The sequence below is a fragment of the Mesorhizobium sp. W050 genome (assembly GCF_054719535.1).
Genome location: NZ_JBTTIH010000001.1, coordinates 2,630,574 through 2,655,416, shown reverse-complemented (window position 1 = coordinate 2,655,416; position 24,843 = coordinate 2,630,574). Strand labels below are relative to the sequence as shown.

Annotated in this window: 26 protein-coding genes; 17 read left to right on the top strand and 9 right to left on the bottom strand. The window is 63.8% G+C overall.

The window, feature by feature from the left end; genetic code table 11:
* Position 1: 1 nt before the first annotated feature.
* On the bottom strand, positions 2-1,021 hold the full coding sequence (locus ACYG9Y_RS12885; RefSeq protein ID WP_023739382.1) for a P1 family peptidase: 1,020 nt from the start codon (positions 1,019-1,021) through the stop codon (positions 2-4).
* Positions 1,021-2,091: a branched-chain amino acid ABC transporter substrate-binding protein gene (locus ACYG9Y_RS12880; RefSeq protein WP_023739381.1), complete on the bottom strand. Its 1,071-nt coding sequence runs from the start codon at positions 2,089-2,091 to the stop codon at positions 1,021-1,023. Before ACYG9Y_RS12880 ends, ACYG9Y_RS12885 begins: the two co-directional genes overlap by 1 nt.
* 180 nt (positions 2,092-2,271) lie before the next feature.
* Here ACYG9Y_RS12880 and ACYG9Y_RS12875 point away from each other — a divergent pair, with 180 nt between their 5' ends.
* The 8 genes from ACYG9Y_RS12875 to ACYG9Y_RS12840 all read left to right on the top strand — a co-directional run bounded on the left by ACYG9Y_RS12875 (position 2,272) and on the right by ACYG9Y_RS12840 (position 9,971).
* Positions 2,272-2,799: a flavin reductase gene (locus ACYG9Y_RS12875; RefSeq protein ID WP_023739380.1), complete on the top strand. Its 528-nt coding sequence runs from the start codon at positions 2,272-2,274 to the stop codon at positions 2,797-2,799.
* Positions 2,796-3,725, top strand: coding sequence for an AAA family ATPase (locus tag ACYG9Y_RS12870; RefSeq protein ID WP_023739379.1), 930 nt, complete (start codon positions 2,796-2,798; stop codon positions 3,723-3,725). Before ACYG9Y_RS12875 ends, ACYG9Y_RS12870 begins: the two co-directional genes overlap by 4 nt.
* A 4-nt stretch (positions 3,726-3,729) precedes the next feature.
* Positions 3,730-4,995 carry a vWA domain-containing protein gene (locus ACYG9Y_RS12865; protein ID WP_023739378.1) on the top strand — a complete coding sequence of 422 codons (1,266 nt, stop codon included), beginning with the start codon at positions 3,730-3,732 and terminating at the stop codon, positions 4,993-4,995.
* A 57-nt stretch (positions 4,996-5,052) separates the two neighbouring features.
* Positions 5,053-5,391, top strand: coding sequence for an XdhC family protein (locus ACYG9Y_RS12860; protein ID WP_023739377.1), 339 nt, complete (start codon positions 5,053-5,055; stop codon positions 5,389-5,391).
* 2 nt (positions 5,392-5,393) lie between these two features.
* On the top strand, positions 5,394-6,098 hold the full coding sequence (locus ACYG9Y_RS12855; RefSeq protein WP_023734543.1) for an XdhC family protein: 705 nt from the start codon (positions 5,394-5,396) through the stop codon (positions 6,096-6,098).
* Positions 6,095-7,705, top strand: a complete 1,611-nt coding sequence (locus tag ACYG9Y_RS12850; protein ID WP_023739376.1) for an NTP transferase domain-containing protein — start codon at positions 6,095-6,097, stop codon at positions 7,703-7,705. The genes ACYG9Y_RS12855 and ACYG9Y_RS12850 overlap by 4 nt, the downstream gene beginning before the upstream one ends.
* A 146-nt stretch (positions 7,706-7,851) precedes the next feature.
* The gene (locus ACYG9Y_RS12845; protein ID WP_023711475.1) at positions 7,852-8,691 is read left to right on the top strand and encodes an alpha/beta hydrolase; all 840 of its coding nucleotides are present in this window, start codon (positions 7,852-7,854) and stop codon (positions 8,689-8,691) included.
* Positions 8,692-8,765: 74 nt separating this feature from the next.
* Positions 8,766-9,971, top strand: coding sequence for an epoxide hydrolase family protein (locus tag ACYG9Y_RS12840; protein ID WP_245260454.1), 1,206 nt, complete (start codon positions 8,766-8,768; stop codon positions 9,969-9,971).
* Between the two features lie 36 nt (positions 9,972-10,007).
* Here ACYG9Y_RS12840 and ACYG9Y_RS12835 read toward each other — a convergent pair whose 3' ends face one another.
* Positions 10,008-11,066 carry a DUF1176 domain-containing protein gene (locus tag ACYG9Y_RS12835; RefSeq protein ID WP_023739374.1) on the bottom strand — a complete coding sequence of 353 codons (1,059 nt, stop codon included), beginning with the start codon at positions 11,064-11,066 and terminating at the stop codon, positions 10,008-10,010.
* 124 nt (positions 11,067-11,190) lie between these two features.
* On the opposite strand from ACYG9Y_RS12835, the gene ACYG9Y_RS12830 reads away from it, so the two are divergent.
* Positions 11,191-11,697 (top strand): DUF1993 domain-containing protein, encoded by a 507-nt coding sequence (locus ACYG9Y_RS12830; RefSeq protein WP_023739373.1) that lies wholly within the window; start codon positions 11,191-11,193, stop codon positions 11,695-11,697.
* A 75-nt stretch (positions 11,698-11,772) separates the two neighbouring features.
* Here ACYG9Y_RS12830 and ACYG9Y_RS12825 read toward each other — a convergent pair whose 3' ends face one another.
* Positions 11,773-12,243, bottom strand: a complete 471-nt coding sequence (locus tag ACYG9Y_RS12825; protein ID WP_198018655.1) for a hypothetical protein — start codon at positions 12,241-12,243, stop codon at positions 11,773-11,775.
* 94 nt (positions 12,244-12,337) lie between these two features.
* Here ACYG9Y_RS12825 and ACYG9Y_RS12820 point away from each other — a divergent pair, with 94 nt between their 5' ends.
* The 3 genes from ACYG9Y_RS12820 (at position 12,338) to ACYG9Y_RS12810 (ending at position 15,306) form a co-directional block, all read left to right on the top strand.
* A complete protein-coding gene (locus ACYG9Y_RS12820) occupies positions 12,338-12,805 on the top strand; it encodes a hypothetical protein (RefSeq protein WP_023684909.1) in 468 nt (155 codons plus the stop codon).
* A 119-nt stretch (positions 12,806-12,924) separates the two neighbouring features.
* Positions 12,925-13,992, top strand: coding sequence for an aldo/keto reductase (locus tag ACYG9Y_RS12815; protein WP_023739371.1), 1,068 nt, complete (start codon positions 12,925-12,927; stop codon positions 13,990-13,992).
* A 51-nt stretch (positions 13,993-14,043) separates the two neighbouring features.
* Complete coding sequence (locus tag ACYG9Y_RS12810) at positions 14,044-15,306, top strand: cysteine desulfurase-like protein (RefSeq protein WP_023739370.1); 1,263 nt, start codon at positions 14,044-14,046, stop codon at positions 15,304-15,306.
* 4 nt (positions 15,307-15,310) lie between these two features.
* On the opposite strand, the gene ACYG9Y_RS12805 is transcribed toward ACYG9Y_RS12810, so the two are convergent.
* From ACYG9Y_RS12805 to ACYG9Y_RS12785, 5 genes are all read right to left on the bottom strand, one after another.
* Positions 15,311-16,339: a histone deacetylase family protein gene (locus ACYG9Y_RS12805; RefSeq protein ID WP_023739369.1), complete on the bottom strand. Its 1,029-nt coding sequence runs from the start codon at positions 16,337-16,339 to the stop codon at positions 15,311-15,313.
* On the bottom strand, positions 16,336-16,848 hold the full coding sequence (locus tag ACYG9Y_RS12800) for a GNAT family N-acetyltransferase (RefSeq protein ID WP_023739368.1): 513 nt from the start codon (positions 16,846-16,848) through the stop codon (positions 16,336-16,338). Before ACYG9Y_RS12800 ends, ACYG9Y_RS12805 begins: the two co-directional genes overlap by 4 nt.
* A gap of 204 nt (positions 16,849-17,052) precedes the next feature.
* Complete coding sequence (locus ACYG9Y_RS12795; RefSeq protein ID WP_023739367.1) at positions 17,053-17,982, bottom strand: beta-keto acid cleavage family enzyme; 930 nt, start codon at positions 17,980-17,982, stop codon at positions 17,053-17,055.
* A 10-nt stretch (positions 17,983-17,992) separates the two neighbouring features.
* Positions 17,993-19,366, bottom strand: coding sequence for an aminotransferase family protein (locus ACYG9Y_RS12790; RefSeq protein WP_023739366.1), 1,374 nt, complete (start codon positions 19,364-19,366; stop codon positions 17,993-17,995).
* A gap of 1 nt (position 19,367) precedes the next feature.
* Positions 19,368-20,999, bottom strand: coding sequence for a N,N-dimethylformamidase beta subunit family domain-containing protein (locus ACYG9Y_RS12785; RefSeq protein WP_023739365.1), 1,632 nt, complete (start codon positions 20,997-20,999; stop codon positions 19,368-19,370).
* Positions 21,000-21,168: 169 nt separating this feature from the next.
* Between ACYG9Y_RS12785 and ACYG9Y_RS12780 the strand changes: the two genes are divergently transcribed.
* The 5 genes from ACYG9Y_RS12780 (at position 21,169) to ACYG9Y_RS12760 (ending at position 24,732) form a co-directional block, all read left to right on the top strand.
* A complete protein-coding gene (locus ACYG9Y_RS12780; RefSeq protein WP_008875526.1) occupies positions 21,169-21,417 on the top strand; it encodes a ParB N-terminal domain-containing protein in 249 nt (82 codons plus the stop codon).
* A 118-nt stretch (positions 21,418-21,535) separates the two neighbouring features.
* Entirely contained in the window at positions 21,536-22,492 is a 957-nt protein-coding gene (locus tag ACYG9Y_RS12775; protein WP_023739364.1) for an alpha/beta fold hydrolase, read from the top strand.
* A 187-nt stretch (positions 22,493-22,679) separates the two neighbouring features.
* The gene (locus ACYG9Y_RS12770) at positions 22,680-23,078 is read left to right on the top strand and encodes a GFA family protein (RefSeq protein ID WP_023684918.1); all 399 of its coding nucleotides are present in this window, start codon (positions 22,680-22,682) and stop codon (positions 23,076-23,078) included.
* A gap of 116 nt (positions 23,079-23,194) precedes the next feature.
* Positions 23,195-23,386: a hypothetical protein gene (locus tag ACYG9Y_RS12765; protein WP_023669058.1), complete on the top strand. Its 192-nt coding sequence runs from the start codon at positions 23,195-23,197 to the stop codon at positions 23,384-23,386.
* Positions 23,387-23,667: 281 nt separating this feature from the next.
* The gene (locus ACYG9Y_RS12760; protein ID WP_023739363.1) at positions 23,668-24,732 is read left to right on the top strand and encodes a glycoside hydrolase family 25 protein; all 1,065 of its coding nucleotides are present in this window, start codon (positions 23,668-23,670) and stop codon (positions 24,730-24,732) included.
* The last annotated feature ends 111 nt before the right edge of the window (positions 24,733-24,843 follow it).

Genomic DNA, 24,843 nt, shown 5'->3' with positions numbered 1-24,843 from the left:
GTCAGCGCGACGACCACACCGCAAACAGGTCGCCTTCGGCCGGCGTCGCGGCATGGATGCCGCGGCTGATTGCGCGCGCCATGGTGGCGCCGGCAGTGGCAAAGAAATCGACGGCATCGTCGGCGCTGAGTTCTATGCCGCTCTTCCCCGTCGCCAGCGCGAACACCAGATCGCCGTCGGCCGGCGTGTGCACCGGCCAGATGGCGCGCACGAAGCCGTCATGCGCTGAAATGGCCAGCCGCTTGGCTGCCGCCTTGGTCAGCACGGCATCGGTGGCGATGACGGCGATGGTGGTGTTACCACCGGCCTCGACTTGTCCACCGACACGCTTGTCGCGGTATTTCAACAGGATCCGCCTGGCGTCGTCCGGCATCGGCGAGGGATAGCCGAGGCCTCCGAACTCATCGCCGATCTCGAAGGGTGCCGCCCAGAAATAGCGTGTACGCGCAATCGTCACCGAGCCGGTCGGGTTGGCGGCGGCGAGCGCGCCGATGGTGATGCCGCTGTCGAGCGCGGTCGAGGCCGAGCCGAGGCCGCCCTTCAGCCCGGAGCTTAGCGCGCCGGTGCCGGCGCCGATTGTGCCGAGCGGAAAGTCGACTGTTGCCGCCTGGGCGGCTTCGTAGCCGAGGTCGCGGTAGGGAGGATAACGGCCCCAATCCTTGTCGCCGCCATTGCGCAGGTCAAACAGGATCGCCGCCGGCACGATCGGCACCCGAAAGCCGCCGACATCGACGCCAATGCCTTTTTCACGCAACGCCGCCTGCACGCCCGACGCGGCGTCGAGGCCGAAGGCCGAACCGCCCGAAAGCACGACGGCATGAACCGCCTCGATGGAATTGTGCGGTTCGAGCAAATCGGTCTCGCGCGTGCCCGGCGCGCCGCCGAGGATCTGCACGCCACCGACCGCCGGTTCGTCGCACAATACGGTGGTGACGCCCGATTTCAGCGTGGCATCCGACGCGTTGCCGACGCGCAAGCCGGCGACATCGGTGATCAGATTGCGCGGCCCGGTGCGAAACATCAGTTCGTCTCCGCCGGCACGAAACGCGTCCCGTCGAAGCGGAAGGCGCGATAGAGGTTTTGGCTCAGATCGCCTTTGTCGTCGAACCGCAGCGGCCCGATCGCGGTGGTGAAATCATGCCCGGTTAGCGCGTCGGCCAGCCCCTTGCCCGAGGTCTGGGGCGCGGCCGAGGCCGCCTTGGCAATCTCCACCGCCGCGTAGGCCGGCAAGGCATAGCCATCCGGCGCGATGTTCTTGGCCGTAAACGCCGCCAGCACCTTGGGATCGGCGACATCGGCCCATTCCGGCGGCGCGATCATCAGCGTGCCGACGGCGTAAGGCACATCGCCGGGTGGCGTGCGCAAATTCTCGCCGCCGGCAAAGACAATGCCGGCCTCGAGCTGGCCGGCGTCGCGGCCCATAATGGCGATGTCGTCGCCGTCGCCACCGGCAAAGACATGCGTCGCGCCCGCCTTCTTCAGCCGGCCGATCAGCCCGATCTGGTTGTCGAGCTGCGGCCGGAACGTGTCTGTGAAGACCGGCTTCAGCGCCGCCTGTTCGGCCGCTGCGCGCAGCGTCTCGGCGATTTCGCGGCCATAGATGGTCCCGTCATCGACGATGGCGAACAATTCGCTCTGCCACAGCCGGGTCAGGATGCCGGCCACCGCATTGCGCTCGTCGTCGCCGCGTGGCCCCAGCCGGTAGACCGGCCAGCCGGTTTTGGCGCGGCGATCGGTCAGGCTTTCGGTGCGCACGCCAACGGTGATGACCGGTATGTTGGCGTCCTTGAGGATCGGCAGCGCCGCCTGGATCGCCTCGGTGCAGAGGAAGCCGACGACGATATCGACCTTCGCAGCGGCGAATTCCCTGGCGGCGGCAGCCCCGCCATCGGCGGTGCAGGCATCGTCGACCGTCCTGATCTCGGCGCCGTTGGCTTCTGCTGCCAGGGCAGCGCCCGCCTCGATCTGCTTGCCCAGGATCGCCGACGGACCGGACAGGGGCGCGGCGACGCCGACATGCAGCGTCTGCGCGCCGGCGCTTGCCGGCAGCAGCCAGAGCAGTGCCGCTATTACAGCTGTTGGGGGTCGCATTTTGACGACGAATTCCTCCGTGCCGGTCGCATACTTCCAGCGTCTCTTGTGCCAAGACCTAAAGGCTGCCCGCCCCAGGCGCAACACGGGAATTTGCGGATTGGCGTCAACCACTTCGCTTGTGGCCTATTGTGTGCCGCCATATATAACGCTTGGGTTCCCGCTTATGGAAAATCATCGGTGTTGAAGTTGAACGACATAGGGCCTCAGGCCTATCGCGACGCGATGGCGCATTTTGCCGGCCACGTCCATGTGGTGACCACCGACGGGCCCGCCGGCAAACGCGGCACGACGGTGATTGCCGCCTGTTCGGTGTCGGACACGCCGCCGACGGTTCTCGTCTGTCTCAACCGCGAGAATGCCAAGAACGAGCTGTTCATGCAAAACGGCCGGTTTGCGCTGAACACGCTGGCTTCGCACCAGCAGCCCCTATCGGTGGCGTTTTCAGGCCTGACCGGGCTGTCGGCCGATGAGCGTTTCGGGCTGGGCGAGTGGGATGTCATATCGACGGGCGCGCCTACCCTGAAGGGCGCTCTTGCGGTTTTCGACTGCGAATTGATCGACACCAAGGATCTCGCCACCCATCGTGTGCTTTTTGGCAAGGTGACAGGCCTGCGCATGGGCGATAATTTGCGGCCGCTGATCTACCACGCCCGCGACTACCACGTGCTGCAGAGCGGAGCAGAGGCGGCAACGGAGAAAGAATGACCGAGCTGAAACCGCGCCCCGCGCCGCGGACGATCGACGAAACGCTCGATCTCCTGACCGGCGCGGACTACGTCGCGGACCGCTCGCTGGCAACGGTGCTGTTCCTGTCGCTGCGCATGCAGCGGCCGCTCTTCCTAGAAGGCGAGGCCGGCGTCGGTAAGACCGAGATCGCCAAGGTGCTGGCGCAGGCGCTCGGCCGCCGGCTGATCCGCCTGCAATGCTATGAAGGGCTCGACGTCTCCTCCGCCGTCTACGAGTGGAACTACGCTGCGCAGATGATCGAAATCCGCATGGAGGAGGCGGCAGGCTCGGTCGACCGCTCCGCCATGGAGAGCAATGTCTTTTCCGAAAAATACCTGATCCGCCGCCCGGTGCTCGATGCGCTGACCGGCAAGGCGGGTGCTGCCCCGGTGTTCCTGATCGACGAGCTCGATCGCACCGACGAAGCCTTCGAGGCGTTCCTGCTCGAAATCCTGTCCGACTTCCAGGTGACGGTCCCCGAGCTTGGCACCATCAAGGCGGAGGAGCCGCCGATCGTCATCATCACCACCAACCGCACCCGCGAAATCCACGACGCGCTGAAGCGGCGCTGCCTCTATCACTGGGTCGATTATCCCAATGCCGAGCGCGAGCTGGAGATCGTGCGGCGCAAGGTGCCGCAGGCCAACAGCCGGCTTTCGGCCGAAGTGGTGTCGTTCATCCAGAAGCTGCGCCGGGTCGAGCTGTTCAAGGCGCCGGGTGTCGCCGAAACCATCGACTGGGCCGGCGCGCTGACCGAACTCGACAAGGTGGCGCTTGATCCCGAAACCGTCTCCGACACGATCGGCGTTTTGTTGAAATACCAGGACGACATTGCCCGCATCGGCGCGGGCGAGGGCCGGCGCATCCTCGATGAGGTCAAGGCCGAACTGGCGGCGGCGGAGTAGGGCAGTGAAGGCGCCGGGTGCTTACCCCAAAGAGACCGACCCCAGAGAGGCGACGGAAGACGGGCGCATCGCCGACAACATTGTCTATTTCGCCCGCACCTTGCGCAAATCCGGCATGCGGGTCGGGCCGGCTTCGGTCAAGGATGGGATCGAGGCGGTGCTGGCAGCCGGCATCGGTTCGCGCGACGATTTCTACTGGACGCTGCATGCCGTGCTGGTGTCGCGGCACGAGGATCACCCTGTTTTCGACGAAGCCTTCCGGCTGTTCTGGAAATCGCGCGAGCTGATCGAGAAACTTCTGGCGATGTTCTCGCCGGTGGCGCCCGACACCAGGGAGAAGCAAAAGCCGCGCGCGGCAGAAAACCGCGTCAGCCAGGCCATGTTCGAAGGCCACGAGAAGAATCGGCCGGTCAGGGAAATCCCGGAGATCGAAGTCGACGCCCGGCTAACCTTCTCTGGGAATGAAGTGCTGCGCGGCAAGGACTTTGCCCAGATGAATGCCGGCGAGATGGCAGACGCCAAGAAGGCGATTGCCCGGCTGCGGCTGCTGTTCGACATGGTCCGTACCCGACGCTTCAAGGCAGACCTGCATGGCCGCCGTATCGATCCACGCGCCATGATGCGGTCGGCCGCCCGAACCGGCGGCGAACTGATCCTGCCGAAATTCCGTTCCGCCCGCGAGATCCATCCGCCGCTGGTCGTGCTTGCCGACATCTCCGGCTCGATGAGCCAGTACACGCGCATCTTCCTGCACTTTCTGCATGCGCTGACCGAAAAACGGCGGCGCGTGCACACCTTCGTCTTCGGCACGCGACTGACCAATCTCACGCGGCAGATGCGCCATCGCGACCCCGATGCCGCCCTTGCCGACTGCTCGGCGGCGGTGAAGGACTGGTCGGGCGGCACCCGCATCGGCGATACGCTGGCGGAGTTCAACAAGCACTGGTCACGCCGCGTGCTCGGGCAGGGCGCGGTGGTGCTGCTGATCACCGACGGGCTGGAGCGCGACGATGTCGCCGGCCTGTCGGAGGAGATGGATCGCCTGCACAAAACCTGCCGGCGGCTGATCTGGCTGAATCCCCTATTGCGCTTCGACGGTTTCGAGGCCCGCGCCCGCGGCGTCAGAGCGATGCTGCCTCATGTCGACGAGTTCCGCTCGGTACACAATCTCGATGCGCTGGCTGACCTCTGCGCCTCGCTGGACAAGAAATCCGCCGCTTCGGTCGATCCGCGTCGCTGGCTGGACGCTGGTGTCAGGCGCGCCGCATAGCCATATTGGATTCCGAAAACAGGCTCCCAGAGAAAAAAGACTTTGAGGCAAGCGATCATGGACAACAGCATCTATCTCGATGAGGCCCGCGACCCCTTGATCATCGCGGAAGGCTGGATGAAGGACGGCAAGGATGTTGCCATCGCCACGGTGGTCGAGACCTGGGGTTCGGCGCCGAGGCCGGTCGGCAGCCACTTGGTCATCGACGCCGAAGGCAATTTCCACGGCTCGGTCTCGGGCGGCTGCGTTGAGGGTACCGTGGTGAGCGAGGCGATGGACGTCATCGACTCGGGGAAAGCGAAGATGCTGGAGTTCGGCGTTGCCGACGAAACCGCCTGGCAGGTCGGCCTGTCCTGCGGCGGCCGCATCAAAGTCTATGTGGAGCGGCTCGGTTAGGCATGGATCCCTACGCTCTCAAAGCCCTCAATGCCGAACGCCGTGCCCGCCGTGCGGCGATCCTGGTGACCGATCTCGGCGACGGCCGCGACCGCATCGTGCGAGAAGGCGACCAGGTTGCCGGCGATCTCGGGCAAGCGATCGCCAAGGCTTTCCGCACCGGCAATTCGGGTTCGGTCGAGGCTGAAGGGCGCACCTTCTTCCTCAACGCGCATTTGCCGCAGCCGCGCCTGGTGGTAGTCGGCGCCGTCCATATCAGTCAGGCGCTGGCGCCGATGGCCAGGATCGCCGGCTATCCCCTGGAGATCGTCGATCCGCGCACCGCCTTCGCCACCCCGGACCGTTTTCCCGATGTAGCACTCCATGCCGAATGGCCGGAGGATGTGCTGAAACGCCAGCCGCTCGACAGCTATACGGCGCTCGCCGCCGTCACCCATGATCCGAAGATCGACGATTTCGCACTGAAGGCCGCGCTCGACGCCAACTGTTTCTATGTCGGCGCACTCGGCAGCCGCAAAACACACGCCAGGCGCGTCGAGCGCCTGCTGGCGCTCGGCGCCAGCGCCGACCAGATCGCCCGCATCCACGCACCGATCGGTATCGACATTGGCGCGGCGAGCCCGGCCGAGATCGCCGTCGCCATCCTGGCGCAGACGATCCACGCCTTTCGCTCGCGCGGGCTGGAATCGAAAGGCGCTGCGGCGTGAGATTCGGTCCGGTTCCAATCGACCAGGCGCAAGGCGCGGTGCTGGCGCATGCCACGACGGCGGGCGAGCGGCGTTTCCGCAAGGCGCACAGGCTAAGCACGCAGGACGTGGCCGTGCTGAAGGCGGCCGGCATTACCGAGATCGTCGTGGCGGTGCTTGCCGCCGATGACCTCAGCGAGGATGCGGCGGCCGAAAAGATTGCTGCCAGCATGGCCCACCGCAACATCGAGGCAAAACCTGCCGCGACCGGCCGGGTCAACCTTCACGCCAAGGCCGCCGGCGTCTTCACCGTCGATGCCACGATGATCGACGCCATCAATGCCGTCGACCCGACCATCACCATCGCCACGCTGGCGCAGCACGCACCTGTCGAGACGGGGCAAATGGTGGCGACGGTCAAGATCATCCCGTTCGCTGTTGCCACGGCTCTGGTCGACAAGGTGACGAAGATCTGCGCCGGCGGCGAGATCTTCGCCGTCAACGCTTACCGGCCGGTGCGCATCGGCGTCATCCAGACGGTTCTGCCCGGCATCAAGGCCAGCGTGCTTGACAAAACGTTGCGCGTCACCGAGGCCCGGCTGGCACGCTCCGGCGGCCGGCTGACGACGGAGCGCCGCACGCCGCACGAGATCGCGCCTGTAGCCGAGGCAGCGGCCGCGCTGGCGCGCGACAACGACATGGTGGTGATCTTCGGCGCCTCGGCGATGAGCGATTTCAACGATGTCGTTCCGGCGGCGATCGAGGCAGCAGGTGGCACGGTGATCCGCGCGGGCATGCCCGTCGATCCCGGCAATCTGCTGGTGCTGGGCACGCTCGACGGCAAGCGCGTCATCGGCGCGCCCGGTTGCGCCCGCAGCCCCAAGGAGAACGGTTTCGATTGGGTGCTCGACAGGCTGATCGCCGGCCTCGACGTCACAGCCAAGGACATTGCCGGCATGGGCGTTGGCGGCCTCTTGATGGAAATCCCGACCAGGCCGCAGCCGCGCGAGCCGCTGCCGGCGAGAGCCGGGCTGAAGGTCGAGATCGTGCTTCTGGCCGCCGGTCGCTCCAGCCGCATGGGCGGGCCGAACAAGCTTCTGGCGCTGTTCGACGGCAAGCCGCTGGTGCGCCGCACCGCTGAACGGGCGCTCGATTCCAAGGCTTCTGCCACCGTTGTCGTCACCGGCCATCAGCGCGAGCGGGTGCACGCCGCGCTCTCGGGCCTCGACGTGATCTTTGCCGACAACCCGGATTTTGCCGACGGCCTGTCCTCGTCTCTAAAAGCCGGCATTGCCCGCGTTGGAGCAGAGGCGGCCGGCGCCATGATCGTCCTCGGCGACATGCCGGGCATTTCCTCGACCGATCTCGACCGGCTGATCGAGGCCTTCCGTAGGGACGGCGGCCGCTCAGTGGTGCGTGCCGCCCATGACGGCCGCCGCGGCAATCCGGTGCTGTTGCCACGCGCGCTGTTTGGAGGCATCGCCCACCTCGAGGGCGACACCGGCGCCCGCCATCTGGTCGAGGCCGAGGGACTGGATGTCATCGACGTCGAGATCGGCGACGGCGCGTCGGTCGATGTCGACACCCGCGAGGCGCTGGAAGACGCCGGCGGCGTGCTGCAGGATTGACAAAGCGAAGCCGAAAAACGCATGCCTTTAGCATGGCTCTCTCTTTACTTGCCTCAGCGCTTCTACCCCCCTCTGGCCTGCCGGCCAGGCCGACAGGCCAGAGGGGGGTAGCCGCGTTCCATACCCTTCTGGTTTCACTTCTTTTCTTGTTCTCCGCCGCCCACGCCGACGCGCTCGAACTAAAACCCTACAAGGATGACCTCTTCGCCTATCCGGCGACGCTCTCGTCCACGGACAAAGGCGCCTACACCGTCATCGACTATCGCGAGATGCGCGACATCAACGACCGCGACGAGGTGCCGGAAAAGCGCGTGCAGGCTAAGTATACCGACACCGGCGTGCGCAAGGTGCAGCGGGATTTGATGCTGAAAACCGATGCCGGCGATGTCAGGCACGTCGCTGTCGGCAAGACCGAGGGCGCGGGCATCATCGTGCTTTACCTGCACGGGCAGGGCGGCAGCCGCAAGCAAGGCGTCGATGACTTCACCTTCGGCGGCAATTTCAACCGCATCAAGAACCTGATGGCCGGCAATGGCGGCCTCTACCTCTCACCGGATTTCACCGATTTCGGCGACAAGGGCGCGGCCCAGGTCGCGGCGCTGATCGGCCACTATGCCGAGGCTTCGCCGGACGCGAAAATCTTCGTCGCCTGCGGCTCGATGGGCGGCATGCTGTGCTGGAAGCTGGCCGGCCGCAACGATACGGGACGGCGCATAAACGGGCTGCTGCTGCTCGGCTCGCTATGGGATGACAGTTTCCTGTCGAGCCCCGCCTACAGGCGCCATGTGCCGGTGTTCTTCGGCCAGGGCAGCAAGGACCCGGTCTTTCCCGTGGAGAAGCAGGAAGCCTTCTTCCGCTCCATCATTGCGAACTCGAAAGCCTATCCGACCCGGTTCGTCCGGTTCGAGACCGGCACCCATGGCACGCCGATCCGCATGGTCGACTGGCGCCAAACGCTGAACTGGATGCTGTCGAAAGCGCCCTGAGGCATATCGCCCAGAGGTGCCCGTTGGTTTTGGCGATCATGGTTCGGCCGATATCCTTACTGGTGTAGGCTGATATGATCCAACAGATCGGAAGCACAGCGATGGACGCTCACCCCTTCAAGATCCAAATTCCGAACGAACAACTTGAAGATCTCCAGCGCCGGCTTAGCGCAACACGATGGCCAATTCCGCTAAGCGAAGCGGGCTGGAGCGATGGGGCCGACCTGCCGTTCATCAAGCGTCTTGCGGATTACTGGCGAGACCGCTTCGACTGGAGAGTGCAAGAGGCGCGGCTGAACCGGCTGCCGCAATATCTGACGAGGCTGAACAACCTAGATGTCCACTTTGTCCACCAGCCAGGCAACGGACCGGCGCCGCTGCCGCTGATCATAACGCATGGCTGGCCCGGCTCGTTCATCGAAATGGAACACGTCATTCCATTGCTGGCAGACCCAGCTGCCCATGGTGGTGACCCGGCCGACGCTTTCCACGTGGTAGTTCCCTCTTTGCCCGGATACGGCTTTTCCCAGGCGCCGACGGAAACAGGCTTCCATTCCGGCCGCATCGCAGAATTATGGGTACAGTTGATGCGCGGGCTCGGCTACGACCGCTTCGCTTCCCAAGGAGGCGACATCGGCGCGGGCGTTTCCGCCTGGATGGCACGGCTCCATTCCGAAAGCGTGCTTGGCGTCCACGTCAATTACATTCCCGGGAGCTATCGGCCACCCTTGGGTGCAGGTCTGCCACCAGTCACCGTTGAGGAGCAGGCCTTTCTGGACAAGGCCGCGGCCTGGACGGCAACGGAGGGCGCCTATGCCCATCTGCAGGGCACGAAGCCTCAGACGCTTGCTTATGCGCTGACAGACTCGCCGATCGGTCTCGCAGCCTGGATGATCGAGAAGTTCCATAGCTGGAGCGATTGCGACGGTGACGTGGAGCGCACCTTCGGCATGGACACGCTCCTTGCGGATGTTTCTCTCTATTGGTTCAGCAACGCGCTCACCTCGTCCTTGCGGCTCTACAAGGAGAATCGACTGTTCCCTCTTGCGTTCGAGACGCTGGAACGCGTTTCGCCGCCATTTGGGGTAGCGCTTTTCCCTCGCGAGTTGCCGATGCCGCCTCGATCCTGGGTGGCGCGGGTCTTTGACGTTCAGCGATGGACATCGATGCCGCGAGGCGGCCATTTCGCTGCGCTGGAGGAACCGAGTCTTCTGGTCGAGGACATTCGCGCCTTCTTCCGGCCGATGCGTTCGCGGCCTGAAACGAGAAGGCGAATGTGAAGGACTGCTTGAGCGCGGCGGTTCCTGCTAAGACCCCTACGGCGCGGTGTTGTAGTCGACCACCGTCTGCGGGTTCTCCTCGCCATCGTAAGACGCGTCCACATCATATTGGACGAGGGAAAAATCGCCGTTACGGAACAGGTATATCCCCTTGTCCGAGGCGTCGCCGATGCCGCGCCATTTGTTGAACGTGGTCAGCGTCTTGGCGTCTTCGTCATATTCGGAATTGGCCGCCCAGCCGGATGTGCGGAAGCCGATGATATCCATGCCCAGCAGTTTGCCGTCGCTGTCATTGTTCTCGTAACGGATATCCATTTCGGGCTCGGTGAACTGCAACTGCCGCACGCCCGATACTTCGTCGGTCATGTAGTAGACCGAACTTGCGTTATAGGCTGCCGCTTGGCAGTAGAACTCGAAAAGCCGCGTTTCCTTGTCGGGATCGCTGGCAGCCGCGTCCTTTGCCTTGTATTTGATCGAAAAGATGTTCGGCTCCTCGCCGAGAAACTGCTTGTCACACTGATCGCCATAATCGGCGGCGAACAGTTTCTTCACGTGCTCGAGTGCGGTGTCCTTCTTCGGCGGCGGCGGCCCGTCACCACAGCTTGGCGGCAGCGCCTCCTCGAAATCGGCCTTGGACGGCTTCAGCGCGCCCTTGTCGATAAAGATCGGTCGGAACGGCGGGGCCTGGATCTGAGCGCTGACCTGGCGCAGCGTGTAGCAGCCGGCGAAGACCGCTTCATTGCCGTCCTTGTCGGTGGCGCGGATGGCGACAGGAACGCTGTAATAGATGCTGCCGGCCGCACCTTCATCGGAAATGGCGCCGGTTTCGACGTCGACCTTGTAGGTGCCGTCATAGCCCTTGACGAAGGTATCAAAATCCTTTGCCGGCTTGGTATCGCCGTAGTAAGCCCAGGCGCGGGCGAATTCGTGCCGGTTGATGGCGCTGTAGAGCGAGCGAATGACGGCTGCGGCATCCGACCTGTCGTCGACATAAGGTGCCTGGTCATCGGTCGCCGGGTCATCATCGGCCAACAAAGCTTGGCTGGATACAGCAAGGGAGAAAAAAGCGGTCGCTGCCAGAAAGACAAGTCTCATCGGGGATCTCCACCACGACAGGATTCTATCACATCGATTGCGGCGACGTGGTGACGCTTGAAAAATCCTCCAGGAAGGCGCTACGTCCCGCCGTCGGCGCTTCAGCCGCAATGGAGATTTGAACGTGACACTATCGATGTATGAAGCCTCGGTGCCAGTGTTTTCGGCCAGGCTGAAGGCGCTGTCCGGCGTGCTGTCGGCGGCCGAACAGAATGCAACCGAGCGCAAGATCGACCCGCAGGTGTTTTTGACCGCGAGGTTGGCGCCCGACATGTACGCGCTGGCCAGGCAGGTGCAGGTCGCCACCGACCACGCCAAGGGCGCGCCATCACGGCTGGCCCGTCGCGAGGTGCCGAAATACGAAGACAATGAAGCGACCTTCGCCGAGCTTCAGGCGCGCCTGACCAAGACGCTCGATCTGCTGGCGTCATTCTCGGCCGCCGAATTCGATGGTTCGGATGAAAGGGTGGTCGAACTGAAGTTTGGCCAGCGCGAAGCCTCGATGCCCGGCATGCAGTATCTGCTGCATGTCGCCATGCCCAACTTCTATTTCCACGTGACCACCGCCTACGACATCCTGCGCCACAATGGCGTGCCGCTGACCAAGGGCGCCTATCTCGGTAATCGTTGACGAATTGCGCGTTGCGAGGTTTCCCGGCCGCTACCGGGAAACTTCGTATGACGCTGGTTCAGCGCCAAGGCTTACTCAACGCAGTGACATTTCGCGGGCTATGCGCGGGAAGTCGGCCGGCTTGATGCCGATGTCGGCGCGGTCGGCATTGCTCATCGAATGCAGCAGTGCCAGTGCGGAACGATAACGCAGATGCTCCTGCGGACGCGGACGGGCAAACATTTCAGTGAAGAACCCCATGATTCGGCCCCTTGTTGATCCTCCACGGCGCCGAGTATAGGAAAATTGTGAAGATTGTGCAGTGCAGCATTTGCATGGCAGCCATTCCAAGCGAATTTTTTTCGGCACAATTGCCGCGTGCGCTGAAACTTGTGGCGCATCCCCACCGTATGCATAGACGCTGGCACATGGCCGGCTTTTCCTCGCCACTCCTGGCGAATTTCCGGACTGCATGCAAATGCAGTCCGGCTTTTTGTTGAGCTGCACCATCAACCGGTCGCGCAAGCCCGGCGAACGCCTAAACTGGTTAAGATCATCGGCATTCATTTTTAACGAGCCGGTTCTATGGTGCGACCGGCTCTGTTCGCATGCGCAAAACGAGGGGGAGGCTGACATCGGCGCCAAGCGGGATTTCGCTTCCTTGCTCGACGATCTGTTCGTCGCCTCCGACAAGGACGAGGCTGGCGGGGAGACAGGCGCGCGGCCGTCGATCCCGTTCGACTATCTCTCCGTGGCCGACGAGCTTCATTCCGGCCGCATCAAGGTCTCCGGCGAAACCTTCACGGCCGAGTATCGCGAAGCGGGGTCCGATCTTGCCGCCGAATTCGCAGCCCTTCTCGACCAGGCCAAGCTGGCGCTGGCCGGCGAGGAGGCAAAGCCCGAGGAAAAGCTGCCGCCGATCGACCCTGACGCGATCGCCGTCGAGCTCGGCCTCGATCATCCCGTCAAGAACGCCGATCTCGGCCGCATGCGCCGCAGCTTCGCCTTCGCCAACCACCCCGACCGCGTCGCGCCGCATCTGCGCCAGCGCGCCATGATCCGCATGCAGGTGGCCAATATGCTGATCGATGAGGCCAAGCGGCGCGCGCTGGCCGGCGTCCGGCGCTGACTTTTCCAGGGTTCACGCAAAAGTCGGGTTCCCTGAGGGTTGGAGAGCGGCGCCGCTTTCCCTATACATGCGGCTTCCTTCCCGCGCTGTCCGCGCAAACCTCCCGGCGGAGAAACCCCATGCACAAACGCCGTCTCGGTCGGACCGATCTTCTTGTTACCCAGATCTGCCTGGGGTCGATGACCTGGGGCGAGCAGAACACCGAGGCCGAAGGCCATGCGCAGATGGATCTGGCCTTTGAGCGCGGTGTGAATTTCATCGACACCGCCGAGCTCTACCCGATCCCGCCCAAAGAGGAGACTCAAGGACGGACGGAGAAGTTCATCGGCAGCTGGATGAAGGCCAACGGCAACCGCGACAAGGTCATCCTGGCCTCGAAAGTGGTCGGCCGCACCGCCAACAGCTGGTTCCGCGGCGGCCGTCCGTCGAAGCTGGTGCGCGCCGACATCTTTGACGCCATCGACAAATCGCTGGCCAAGCTCGGCACCGACTATCTTGATCTCTATCAGATCCATTGGCCGGAACGTGACATTCCCTGGGGCGCCAATCCGACCCGCGTGGGTGCTGTGCCGCGCCGTGCCGACGCCGTTGGCGCGCCGGCCGGCGAGACGCCGATCGCCGAGACACTCGCCGTCTTCGAGGAACTCGTGAAGGCGGGAAAGATCCGCCATCTCGGCCTGTCGAACGAAAGCTCCTGGGGCGTCATGCGCTTCATCGCCGAGGCCGACAAGGGCGTCGGCCCGCGCGTCGTTTCGCTGCAGAACGCCTACAATCTGGTCAACCGCACGTTCGAGGTGAACCTCGCCGAGGCCTGCGAACGCGAGGATGTCGGCTTTCTCGCCTATTCGCCGCTGGCGCAGGGCTATCTCACCGGCAAATACGACCATGGCGCACGGCCGCAGGGTTCGCGCTCGCAGCTGTTCAACCGCGGCCAGCGCTACGAGACGCCAAATGCGGCGGAGGCGCAGCTCGCATACAATAAACTGGCGCGCTCCTTCGGCCTTGAACCGGCGCTGTTTGCCAACGCCTATGTCGCCAGCCGGCCTTTCGTCACTTCCAGCATCATCGGCGCGACGACGATTGCCCAGCTTGAGATGGCGCTGTCGTCAGCCGACGTGACCTGGACCGACGAGATGCAGAAGGGCGTGGATGCGATCCACCAGCGCGTCGGCAATCCGTGCCCATAAGCAGACCATTTGGCCGGAATTGCCGAGCAAAGACAAGGGGAAGGGACAGCCATGGATTTTCCGATCGAGACCGTCAGGGGAAAATTTCCGGCGCTGGACCTGACCGACAAGGGCCGCCGGCGCATCTATCTCGACAATCCGGCCGGCACGCAGGTGCCGCAAGCGGTTGCCGACGCGGTGGCGCGCTGCCTCCTCACCACCAACGCCAATCTCGGCGGCTATTTCGAAACCACGCTTGCCGCGCAAAAGGTGTTCGACGACGCCCATGCGGCGATGGCCGATTTCCTGGGTGCGGCAAGCGCTGAAGAAATAATCATCGGCGCCAACATGACGACGCTGACCTATCACATGTCGCGCACGCTCGGCCGCGGCTTCAAGCCGGGCGACGAGATCATCGTCACCCGCATGGATCATGAGGGCAACGTCTCGCCCTGGCTGCAGCTGGCCGAAGATCTTGGCCTCGTCGTGCGCTTCCTGCCCTTCGACGAAAAGAGCTGGCAGGTCGAGGAGGCGGCGCTCAGCGCTCTGCTCACCGACAAGACTCGGCTCGTGGCGCTGAACTATGCCTCGAACCTCACCGGCTCGATCAACCGGGTCAAGGCGCTGACGCGAATTGCCAAACAGGCCGGGGCGCTGGTCTATGTCGATGCCGTCCAGTTCGCGCCGCACGGGCTGGTCGACGTGCAGGATCTCGGCTGCGACTTCCTGATCTGCTCGGCCTACAAATTTTTCGGCCCGCATATGGGCATATTGTGGGGACGCCGCGACATCATCGATGCGCTGCAACCCTACAAATGCCGTTGCTCTTCCAATGGCCTGCCGGAGCGCTTCGAACTCGGCACGCCGCAGATCGAACTGATGGCCGGGCTTACCGCAGCGGTCGATTACTTCGCCGAACTCGGTGCTGCGGCCGGCGAGGGCGGTTCGCGAAGGCAAAAGATCGCAAAGGCATACGAAGTGTCGATCGCCTACGAAAACCCGCTGGCGCTGAGGCTGATCGATGGGCTGTCCGCCATTGAGGGCCTGACCATCCGCGGCATCACCGATCAGAAGCGTGTCATTGAGCGCGTGCCGACCGTGTCCTTCACCGTCGACGGCATCGTGCCAGAGACGATCGTGCGGCAGATGAATGCCGAGAACATTTTTCTATGGTCGGGTCACAACTACGCCTGGGAGATCGTCCACCATCTCGGCATTCCGGCCGAGCAGGGCGTCGTGCGCATCGGTATTGCGCACTACAACACGGCGGCAGAGATCGACGAGACGTTGGAAAGCGTGCACCGGGTGATCGCCATGCTGATGCAGCAGCGCTAGTCAGCTATCGCTGTTTGCCGCCGAAACCGGTGAGGAACGCCGTGAGATTGTCGCCGAGCGCGTCGCAGAGATAGCCGCCTTCCTGGACGATAACCGTCGGCAGGCCGAGCTTGGCAATTGCCTCGCCGATCCGCGAGAAACCGGGCGTGGTCACCGAAAGCCCGCCGAACGGATCGCCCTCGAACGGATCGAGACCGAGCGCCACGACCAGCGCGTCCGGCGAAAAGGCGCGGATACGCTGGAACGCCACTTCGAGGGCCTCCAGAAACGCCGCGTCGGCTGATTTGCGCGGCAATGGCAGGTTGAAATTATAGCCGAGGCCCGGACCTTCGCCGCGCTCATCGGCATGGCCCCAGAAGAACGGATAGAAGCGCACCGGATCGGCGTGCAGCGACACCGTCAGGACGTCGGAACGCGTATAAAAGATGCCTTGCGTGCCGTTGCCGTGATGCAGGTCGACATCGAGGATCGCCACCCGCGCCGCCTGCTTGCGCAACACCTGGGCTGCGACCGCCGAATTGTTGATGAAGCAGAAGCCACCGGCGACATCGGCAAAGGCGTGGTGGCCGGGCGGCCGGCAGAGCGCATAAGCGGCAGGCGCGCCCGATATCACCGCTTCGGCTGCCTCGACTGCACTCCAGGCGCTCCACAGCGCGCTTTGCCAGGTTTCGGCGGAGATCGGGCAAGCGGTGTCGGCCATGTGGTAGCCGGCCTGGCCGACCGCCGAGGCCGGATAGGACCCTGTGCGGGCCAGTGGATGGATGTTGGGCATGACTTCCGCGGATGCGCCCTCGATGCGCTGCCAGCGCGCAAAAATGTGTTCGAGGAAGGCGAGATACTCCGGCGTATGCACGGCCGCCACCGGGCCTAGGCCATGTTCCCTGGGCCGCTCGATCATCAATCCGGCGGATTTTGCGCCGGCTAACAATCGCTCTACCCGCTCCGGCTGTTCGGGATTGGGCTGCGGCGCACCGCTGGACAGAAAGGCCTTCGGGTCGTGGCGTTTCTGCTCCTCGGCAAAGAAGGCTTTCATTCCGCGTCCCCATTCTGCGCTGCATCGGCAAAGGCGAAAAAGGCATCACCGACGATCTTCTGCGTCTGCTCGTAGCTCGACCAGGCGATGCCCAGCCGCTCATAAAAAGCCTTGGCGCCGTCATTGTCGGTGTCGACGGACAGCCTGAGATAGGCGCCGCCATCCCGGCGGCAGTCGCGCGCGACCCGGCGCAGCAGTCTTTCGCCGATCTTGCGGCCGCGAAACCGGTCCTCGACATAGAGGTCCTGGATATAGACGCCGGGCCGCCCCATCCATGTCGAGAAGATCGGGAAATGCAGGCAGAGCCCCGCAAAATCGCCGCCGATCTCGGCGATCAGGGTGGAGAAGGCGGGTTTGTCGCCAAAGCCGTAGCGGCGGAGATCGCCTGCGGTGGACGTGATCTCCTGATGCGCGCCGATTTGGGTGCCAAGCTTGAGCAGCGCGGCGTGGATGGTGTCGACGTCGTCGATGGTGCCGGAGCGGAGGGTGACTTTAGGCGAGGCAGTCACTGGAGGTATGATGCCAAGGCACCCCCCTCCGGCCTGCCGGCCATCTCCCCCTCAAGGGGGGAGATCAGCAGTTTCTGCGCTGCCGTCCATCCTGCAACTTTGGAAGTTTGCGAAGGCCGTGGCGACATCCAATCTCCCCCCTTGAGGGGGAGATGTCCGGCAGGACAGAGGGGGGTGCGACTGGGCGCCGCCATCTCAATCATCTCAAAACGCCACCCGGTCCCCACCCTTCAGCGCCAGCATCTCCCGCGCCTCCGCCGGTGTGGCCACCTCCAGCGACAGGCCATCGAGAATGCCACGTATCCTGCGCACCTGATCGGCATTGGATTTCGCCAGCTGGCGGCCATCATAGAGACTGTCCTCCAGCCCGACGCGGACATTGCCGCCCATCGCCGCCGCGATCGAGATCAATGGCATCTGGTTGCGGCCTGCTGCCAGGACCGAGAACTGGTAGCTGTCGCCGAACAGCTTGTCGGCGATGCGCTTCATATGGATGAGATTGTCGGGATCGGCGCCGATGCCGCCGAGAATGCCGATCACGAACTGGATGAACAGCGGCCCCGACACCAGCCCGCGGTCGCGAAAATGCGCCAGCGAATAGAGATGGCCGACATCGTAGCATTCGAACTCAAAGCGCGTGCCGCAGCCCTTGCCGAGCTTTTCGAGCACGCCTTCCATATCGGCAAAGGTGTTCTTGAAGATGGTGTCGCGCGTGGCTTCGAGCAGCTTTGGTTCCCACTCGTGCTGCCACTCCCTTGGCTTGTCGAGCATCGGGAACAGCGCGAAATTCATCGAGCCCATGTTGAGCGAGCACATTTCCGGCTCGGCCCGCAGTGGTGCCGCCAGCCGCTGGTCGAGCGTCATCAGCGACGAACCGCCGGTGGTGATGTTGATCACCGCATCGGTCGCTTGCTTGATGCGCGGCAGGAACTGCATGAACACCTCAGGATCGGCGGTCGGCCGGCCGTCTTTGGGATCGCGGGCGTGGAGATGCAGGATTGAGGCGCCAGCCTCGGCCGCCGCGATGGCGTCGGTCGCGATCTGGTCCGGCGTAACCGGCAGATAGGGCGACATGGACGGGGTGTGCACCGAGCCAGTGACCGCGCAGGTGATGATGACTTTCCTCGGCGCCATTCTTTAGCCCTCAGCCTTCGACCGGCAGGTCGAGTTCGGCGGCCAGAACTTCCAGCGAATCGCCGATGATGGAAATGATCTCGCCGACCTCTTCAGCCGTGACGATCATCGGCGGCGCCACCATGAAATTGTCGCCGTCGACACCGCCCTTGACCCTGCGGCCGTAGATGATCAGCCCGCGCTCGTAGGCGAGGTCGAGCAGGCGCTGCGTGGCTTTCTTGCCCTGTTCGATCGGCCGCAGCGTGTCGGGATCGGCAACCATCTCGGCGCCGGTGAGCAGGCCTTTGCCTCGGACATCGGCGATGAACGGAAAACGCTTCGCCAGCCCTTTCAGCCCGTCCATCAGCACGTCGCCCATCGCGGCGGCATTGGCGATCAGGTCGAGGCGGTCCATCTCGCCGAGCACGGCGAGCCCGGCCGCGCAGGCGAGCGGATTGCCGGCATAGGTGTGGCCATGCTGGAAGCCGCCCGACGCCAGCAGCGGCTCGACCAGCCGCATCGGGGCGGCCAGCGCGCCGAGCGGCGCATAGCCGGAGCCAAGCCCCTTCGACAGCGCGACGATGTCGGGCTTGCAGTTCCAATGGTCGCCGCCAAGGAATTTTCCGGTGCGGCCGGCGCCGCTCATCACTTCATCATGGATGAGCAGGATGCCGTAGCGGTCGCAGATCTCGCGGATACGCGGATAATAGCTGTCCGGTGCGACGAGGGCCGAAGTCGCCGCACCGCCGATCGGCTCCATGATGAAGGCGAGCACGCTGTCCGGGCCCTCGGCCTGGATCTTCTCCTCCAGCATGTCGGCATAGCGGACGCCGCGCTGCTCCATCGAAAGATTGTCGCGGTCGCGCCATGCCGTCGGCGCCGGCACGGTCGGCATCACCCGCATCATCGGTGTGAACGTTTCGGCCAGCGCATCGTCGCCGGTTATCGAAAGCGAACCCAGCGTGCCGCCATGATAGGAGGGAAAACGCGTGATAACCTTCCAGCGCTTCGGCTGGCTGGCCGCGACCGCCCATTGCCGCGCCAGCTTGATGCAGGATTCCGTCGCTTCCGAACCGCCCGAGACGAAGAAGATTCGGTCCATGCCCTCCGGCAGTTTGCCGGCGAGTTCCCGCGCCAGTTCTTCCGCCGGTTCGTTCTCGAAATGCAGCCGGTAGGCGAAGGTGGCGCGGTCCATCTGCCGCTTCATGGCGTCGAGCACGTTGCGGTTGGAGTGACCGATATTGGCGACCATCGGCCCGCTCGATCCGTCGATGAAGCGGCGGCCGTCCTGCGTCCACATATAGATGCCTTCGGCGCGGTCGATCAGCGGCCGGCGCAGGCTGGAGAGGTAGAACAGGTGCGATGGCGCGCGCGTTTCTGAACCGGCGGAGGAGGGCTTCTGCATGTCAGGTCTTTCCGAGATAGCGGTCGATTACATTCCTGGTCACGCGCTCGACCATCGGGTCCTGCCTGAGCAGGCCGGCGACCCATTCGCAGCTTCCGGCGTGGAAAACCTCGCCCTTGCCGCGCGGGAAATTGACGATCATGCCGTTGCCGCGTTTGACCTTTTCCAGATTGACGTCGGTCGCCTCGCCAAACAGCGTTTCGGCCGTAAAGCGGCCATCCTCGTCGGTGAGAAACTGGTCCTCGATCGGGATGTCGGCGCTTTCCTCGACCTGGCTCGCCATGCCGACGGCCAGCACCTGCAGCCCGTCAGGCGCACCGCTGTCCGGTGTCGGATAGGGCAGGCCGCCGCGGATCTCGAAATCGAGCCCGTCGACCTCATAGCCATAGACATGGCTGTCGGCGCCGAGCAGGTCGCCATAATAGATGCCGGTGCCGGCGAAGGCCCAGTGCTCGGGCCGATAGACCGGAAAGCCGCGCACGCCGCGCGGTGCGCATCCGCCCCAGCCGGCATAGACGCCGCGGGTCGCGTTGAGGCCGAAGGTCATAGCGCCGGGACGGCCGATCTCCGGCGCTTCCCAGGAATTGGTGGCGCGGGTGACGTCGCTGCTATAGGCGGGGTCCTCGGCCCGCGCGCGGTATTTGTAACAGACCTGCCGGCGGCCTTCGTCCTCGAGCCTTGTCTGCCACATGAAATTGCCGGCAAAGCGCGCCGCATGGCCGCCGCGCTCGACGTAGCTGTCGACGGCGTCCCGCATCTCCCAGGTCCAGTACTCGTCATGGCCGACGAAGACCACACAGTCATAACCATCGAGGATTTCGGGCGAGAAGTGCAAATCGTGCTGGCTGGCGAGATCGACGCCATAGCCGGCGCGCTCGGCAAAGCGGAAGAAGTGGCTGTCATAGCTCGCCCAGCCGGAGGAGGTGTATTTCTTCGAATGTCCGGTGGCGTACGCCCATTCCATGTGCGGATAGCGCGGCACTGTTTTCGGCGGCACCGCAACCTCCAGCGGCACGCGCGGCGCATCCTTGGGCAGCACCACGAAGCCGCGGCACCAGGGCCGCTGGGTCGACACCATGCGCGCATATTGGTCGCGGCCCGGGCCGGTGATGCCTTGATAGGCGTTGGAGCCGCCCCATGTGTTGTAGGACAGCCAGGTGCCGGTCGCCGCCACCTGCAGCACGCGACCGGGTTTTCTGCCGGGCAGGGGCGCGACGATGATGAGGTGATGGCAATGGATGGGCTCGCGCCCGTCCGCCGTCAGCGTCAGCCGATAGGCGCCGGATGGCCAATCGTCGCTGATGCGAAATTCGAAAGACGCCTTCCAGCCGCAGCCTTCGACCGAGCACTGGTCGGGCGTATCCTGCCAGCGCGCCGAAAGCCCCGTCTGCTCGAAGACCTTTGTCTCGCTGCCGCCGTCGCGGACAATGACAATGCTGAAGCGCGGCGCCGTCGAGCTGACATGCAGCGTCACGGTCTCGCCGGCGCGGTAGGAAAAGCGGTTGGAATAACACCAGATCTCGCCGCGCTCGCCGTCCATTCCCGGCCATTCATAGTAATGGCCGCGCACTGCCTCGCGGCGCTGCTCGGGCGTCAGTCCGAAATCGGGAAATTCGGTCGGCAGTTGGGTCATGAACACCGGAAAAGTGACAGGCCGCCATTTCGGCCATCTGCCGGCCAAGCGTCAAATGGAAACGATCGGGCCAGCAATTGCATACGACACAATTGCTTGGCCGCTCTTGGCCGCACCTGGCAAACCGACTATCTCAGGCGAGGCGGCATTTTCCGCCTCGGGAGCCGGTATGCTGAGAGTGCAGAAGGTCAAGGTCGATGACATCTACGTGCCGACGGCGCGCAAGAAGACGCTTCATCCCGAAACGGTCCGGCACCTGGCCGAAGACATACTGGAAAACGGCATGAAGACGCCGATCCAGGTTCGCCATGACGGCAAGCGCCACATCCTGGTCGAGGGCCTGCACCGGCTGGAAGCCGCCAAATGGCTCGGCGAGACCGAGATCGACGCCTATCTGGTGCAGGCCAAGCGCCACTGAGGCGCGCGACCCGATCGACAAACAGCCAAACCGGTCATTCCTCCGCGGATTTTTTCGCAGGGCATGTCGGTACGCGGCGTGCTTGCTCGTCCTTAGGGCGGAACCCGAGGAGACCGACATGTCCAGACCAATCTATTTCGCCATTCTTGCCTCGGTCGCTGCCTTGTTCGTAGCGCCCGGCCCAGCCAATGCAGAGGAGACCAAGCCCGCCATGACCACCGAAGCAACAGCCATGCCGAAGCCGGAAAAGTCCGGCCTGCTGCCGATCGACGGCCTGAATTACTACTATGCCGTCTACGGCAAGGGCGAACCGCTGCTTCTGCTGCATGGCGGCCTTGGCACGTCGGACATGTTCGCGCCGCTGCTGCCGAAGCTGGCGGAAAACCGCACCATCATTGCCGTTGACCTGCAGGGCCATGGCCGCACCGCGCTCGGCGAGCGACCCTTCAGCCTGGAGGGGATGGGCGACGACATGGCTGGTATCGTCAAGGCGCTCGGCTATGACAAGGTCGACGTGCTTGGCTATTCGCTGGGCGGCGGCGTCGCCTTCCGTATGGCCGTTCAGCATCCCGAGACGGTGAGACGTCTGGTCCTGGTCTCGACCGGCTTCGCCGCCAATGGCTTCTATGACGAGATGCGCGGCCAGCAGGCGCAGGTGAGCGCGGCCGCCGCCGATTTCATGAAGGACACGCCGATGTACAAATCCTACGTCGCCGTCGCCCCACGTCCCGACGATTTCCCCAAACTGCTCGACGCGCTGGGCAATTTCATGCGCAAGGATTACGACTATTCCGCCGATGTGGCGAAGCTGAAGATGCCGGTCATGCTGGCCTATGGCGACAGCGACATGTACAAGCCCGAGCACGAGATCAAGTTCTACCAGATGCTCGGCGGCGGGCTGAAGGATGCCGGCTGGATGCGTGAGAACCTGTCGCAGAACCGGCTGGCCATCATTCCCAATCGCACCCACTACGACGTATTCTTCGCACCGGAGCTGACGGCCGCGGCACTGCCCTTCCTCAATGGCGAAACCAAGGTGAAGACCTGGGACGAAGTCCTCAGCGAAACGAAATAGCTTGCCTGAAAATACATGCCGGCCGTCTCGAAGAGGCGGTCGGCTTTTTTGTGCCTGCGGAGCTACGGAGCCTTGGCGCAGCCATTGATCCTATCGGCGCAATCGATGGCGCCATCAGGGCTTTTCAATTGACCGAAAGGTACCTGTCGATATCATCAAGAGACCTTCAGTGTGATGGGTTCGAATGATGACGAAATACCAGGGCGGATGCCATTGCGGGGCAGTGCGCTACGGCACCGAGGCGGCGCCGCTCAATCAGCGCGTCTGCCATTGCCGGCGCTGCCAGAAGGTGATCGGCGCGGCCTTCAACGCCCGCCTTTTGTTTCGCATCGACGATGTCACCGTCGAGGGAGAGGTGGCGACGGTCAACACCTCTCCGGACCTCAAGCGCGGCTTTTGCGCCGCTTGCGGCACCACGCTGTTTTCCCGACGCGACTCCGCCGGCATCGTCGGCATCACCACCGGCTCGCTCGACGATCCCTCGCTGTTCAAGCCGGAGATGCATATGTGGACCGCCTCGAAGCAGCCCTGGCTGCAGCTCGATGACGGCCTGCCGCACCATGAAGGCGCGCCGCCTCCGAACTGACGCCGGCCTTACCGGAAATTAATCCCGAAACCACGACATAGCCGGCAAAGCGTCATTGGCGGGCCATGATTGGCTGCCTATCTATCGTCTGCGGGCCGGTATCGAGGAGACGACCGATGAGCGACAGAATCAGCACCCTGGACGAGCTTTTGAGCGATCCGATGGTCCTCCTCGTCATGGAGCGTGACCGCGTGCGCCCCGAACAGGTTCGCCTGCTGCTCGAACGTGCCCGCCGCCCGGCGGCCGACGCCGTGCCACCGGCGCATGTGGTGGCGAAAAGCTGCATGCAGCAATGGCTGGGAAGGTAAGGGCTTCCCCTTCTCCCCTTGTGGGAGAAGGTGGCCGAGCGAAGCTCGGTCGGATGAGGGGTGTTCCAGGGAACGCCAACGCCTCACTCCGCTGGAACACCCCTCATCCGTCTCGGCGCTACGCGCCGATCCACCTTCTCCCACAGGGGGAGAAGACAAGAGGGCCAATTCCTAACAACTTGATTCAAACTTTGTTGGTAATTTCTCGTTAGTAATCGAGGCCGGTTTGTCCGGCGGCGTCTGTTTGCCTTCGGTCTGTTGTGTTTTGCGTACAGGTCCAGATGCGGATTTCAGCCGTCGTCAGTTTCATGTTGGCATCGCTGTGGCTTGCCGGCTGTTCGTCCACAGCGGGCGTCGATGGCTTGCAACCGTCGAACGAGACGACCAGTTCGGTCGTGCGTCCGAGCGCGCCGGTCGCAGCGGCTCCGGCGGAGACCGCCGACCTCGCGCCGATGCGGTCCGACATGGTGGCCGACAACGCTGTGGCCGACAATGCGCCGCCCTTTTCCATGGTCGAGGAAGAAGAGGCCATCGTCGCGGGCACGCCGCAGGGGAGCACCAGACCACAGCTCGAGCCCGCCGCTCTGATGTCTGCGCCGAAGCGGTTGACGCGCGCGGCGCCGGCCATGCTGGCCTCGCCGGTCACCCGCTACGGTTTCCGCGACGCCAAGCCGATCAATTTCGGCAAGGCTTCGCCACGCTACCTTGCCGTCCACGGCGTCGACGTCTCGCGCTGGCAGGGCAATGTCAACTGGGGCAAGCTGCGTACCCAGGGCGCCAACTTCGCCTATATCAAGGCGACCGATGGCGGCGACCATCTCGACCCGATGTTCATGAAGAACTGGCGCAATGCCGACGCCGCCGGGCTGAAGCGCGGCGCCTATCATTTCTTCTACTGGTGCCGCACTGCGGGCGAGCAGGCCGACTGGTTCATCCGCAATGTGCCGAGGGTCGAAGGCGCGCTGCCACCGGTAATCGATGTCGAGTGGAACGGCGAATCTTCCTGCAAGCGGCGGCCGTCGCGGGCCACCGTGCTGGAAAAGATAAAGGTGTTCATGGACAAGCTGGAGCGCCATTACGGCCAGCGGCCCATCATCTACACCGCACCGGATTTCTATCGCGACAATCTCAAGGGTGCGTTTCTCGATTATCCGTTCTGGCTGCGCGCCGTGGCGCGGCATCCCTCAAAAGTCTATCCCGGCCGCAAATGGCTATTCTGGCAGTACTCCGGCTCCGGCCTGTCGCACGGCGTGACCGGCCGCATCGACCTCAACGTCTTCCATGGCGACGAGCGCGCCTGGCGGGCATGGGCAGGCGGGCAGACGACCGTCGCCGACGCCGATTGAACGTCAGGCCCGGTGCCGGTGCGCCTGCGCTGCCTGCCGCTGCGCCTTGGGTTGAATTTTCAGCGTCTCGCTAACGATCCGCTCACTGTGTCCTTTAGCGGTATCGCAACA

Coding starts and splice junctions, on each gene's coding strand:
- ACYG9Y_RS12885 (WP_023739382.1), bottom strand. CDS start 1,021: ATGTTTCGCACCGGGCCGCGCAATCTGATCACCGATGTCGCCGGCTTG.
- ACYG9Y_RS12880 (WP_023739381.1), bottom strand. CDS start 2,091: ATGCGACCCCCAACAGCTGTAATAGCGGCACTGCTCTGGCTGCTGCCG.
- ACYG9Y_RS12870 (WP_023739379.1), top strand. CDS start 2,796: ATGACCGAGCTGAAACCGCGCCCCGCGCCGCGGACGATCGACGAAACG.
- ACYG9Y_RS12860 (WP_023739377.1), top strand. CDS start 5,053: ATGGACAACAGCATCTATCTCGATGAGGCCCGCGACCCCTTGATCATC.
- ACYG9Y_RS12855 (WP_023734543.1), top strand. CDS start 5,394: ATGGATCCCTACGCTCTCAAAGCCCTCAATGCCGAACGCCGTGCCCGC.
- ACYG9Y_RS12840 (WP_245260454.1), top strand. CDS start 8,766: ATGATCCAACAGATCGGAAGCACAGCGATGGACGCTCACCCCTTCAAG.
- ACYG9Y_RS12835 (WP_023739374.1), bottom strand. CDS start 11,066: ATGAGACTTGTCTTTCTGGCAGCGACCGCTTTTTTCTCCCTTGCTGTA.
- ACYG9Y_RS12825 (WP_198018655.1), bottom strand. CDS start 12,243: ATGAATGCCGATGATCTTAACCAGTTTAGGCGTTCGCCGGGCTTGCGC.
- ACYG9Y_RS12815 (WP_023739371.1), top strand. CDS start 12,925: ATGCACAAACGCCGTCTCGGTCGGACCGATCTTCTTGTTACCCAGATC.
- ACYG9Y_RS12810 (WP_023739370.1), top strand. CDS start 14,044: ATGGATTTTCCGATCGAGACCGTCAGGGGAAAATTTCCGGCGCTGGAC.
- ACYG9Y_RS12805 (WP_023739369.1), bottom strand. CDS start 16,339: ATGAAAGCCTTCTTTGCCGAGGAGCAGAAACGCCACGACCCGAAGGCC.
- ACYG9Y_RS12795 (WP_023739367.1), bottom strand. CDS start 17,982: ATGGCGCCGAGGAAAGTCATCATCACCTGCGCGGTCACTGGCTCGGTG.
- ACYG9Y_RS12790 (WP_023739366.1), bottom strand. CDS start 19,366: ATGCAGAAGCCCTCCTCCGCCGGTTCAGAAACGCGCGCGCCATCGCAC.
- ACYG9Y_RS12785 (WP_023739365.1), bottom strand. CDS start 20,999: ATGACCCAACTGCCGACCGAATTTCCCGATTTCGGACTGACGCCCGAG.
- ACYG9Y_RS12780 (WP_008875526.1), top strand. CDS start 21,169: ATGCTGAGAGTGCAGAAGGTCAAGGTCGATGACATCTACGTGCCGACG.
- ACYG9Y_RS12775 (WP_023739364.1), top strand. CDS start 21,536: ATGTCCAGACCAATCTATTTCGCCATTCTTGCCTCGGTCGCTGCCTTG.
- ACYG9Y_RS12770 (WP_023684918.1), top strand. CDS start 22,680: ATGACGAAATACCAGGGCGGATGCCATTGCGGGGCAGTGCGCTACGGC.
- ACYG9Y_RS12765 (WP_023669058.1), top strand. CDS start 23,195: ATGAGCGACAGAATCAGCACCCTGGACGAGCTTTTGAGCGATCCGATG.
- ACYG9Y_RS12760 (WP_023739363.1), top strand. CDS start 23,668: ATGCGGATTTCAGCCGTCGTCAGTTTCATGTTGGCATCGCTGTGGCTT.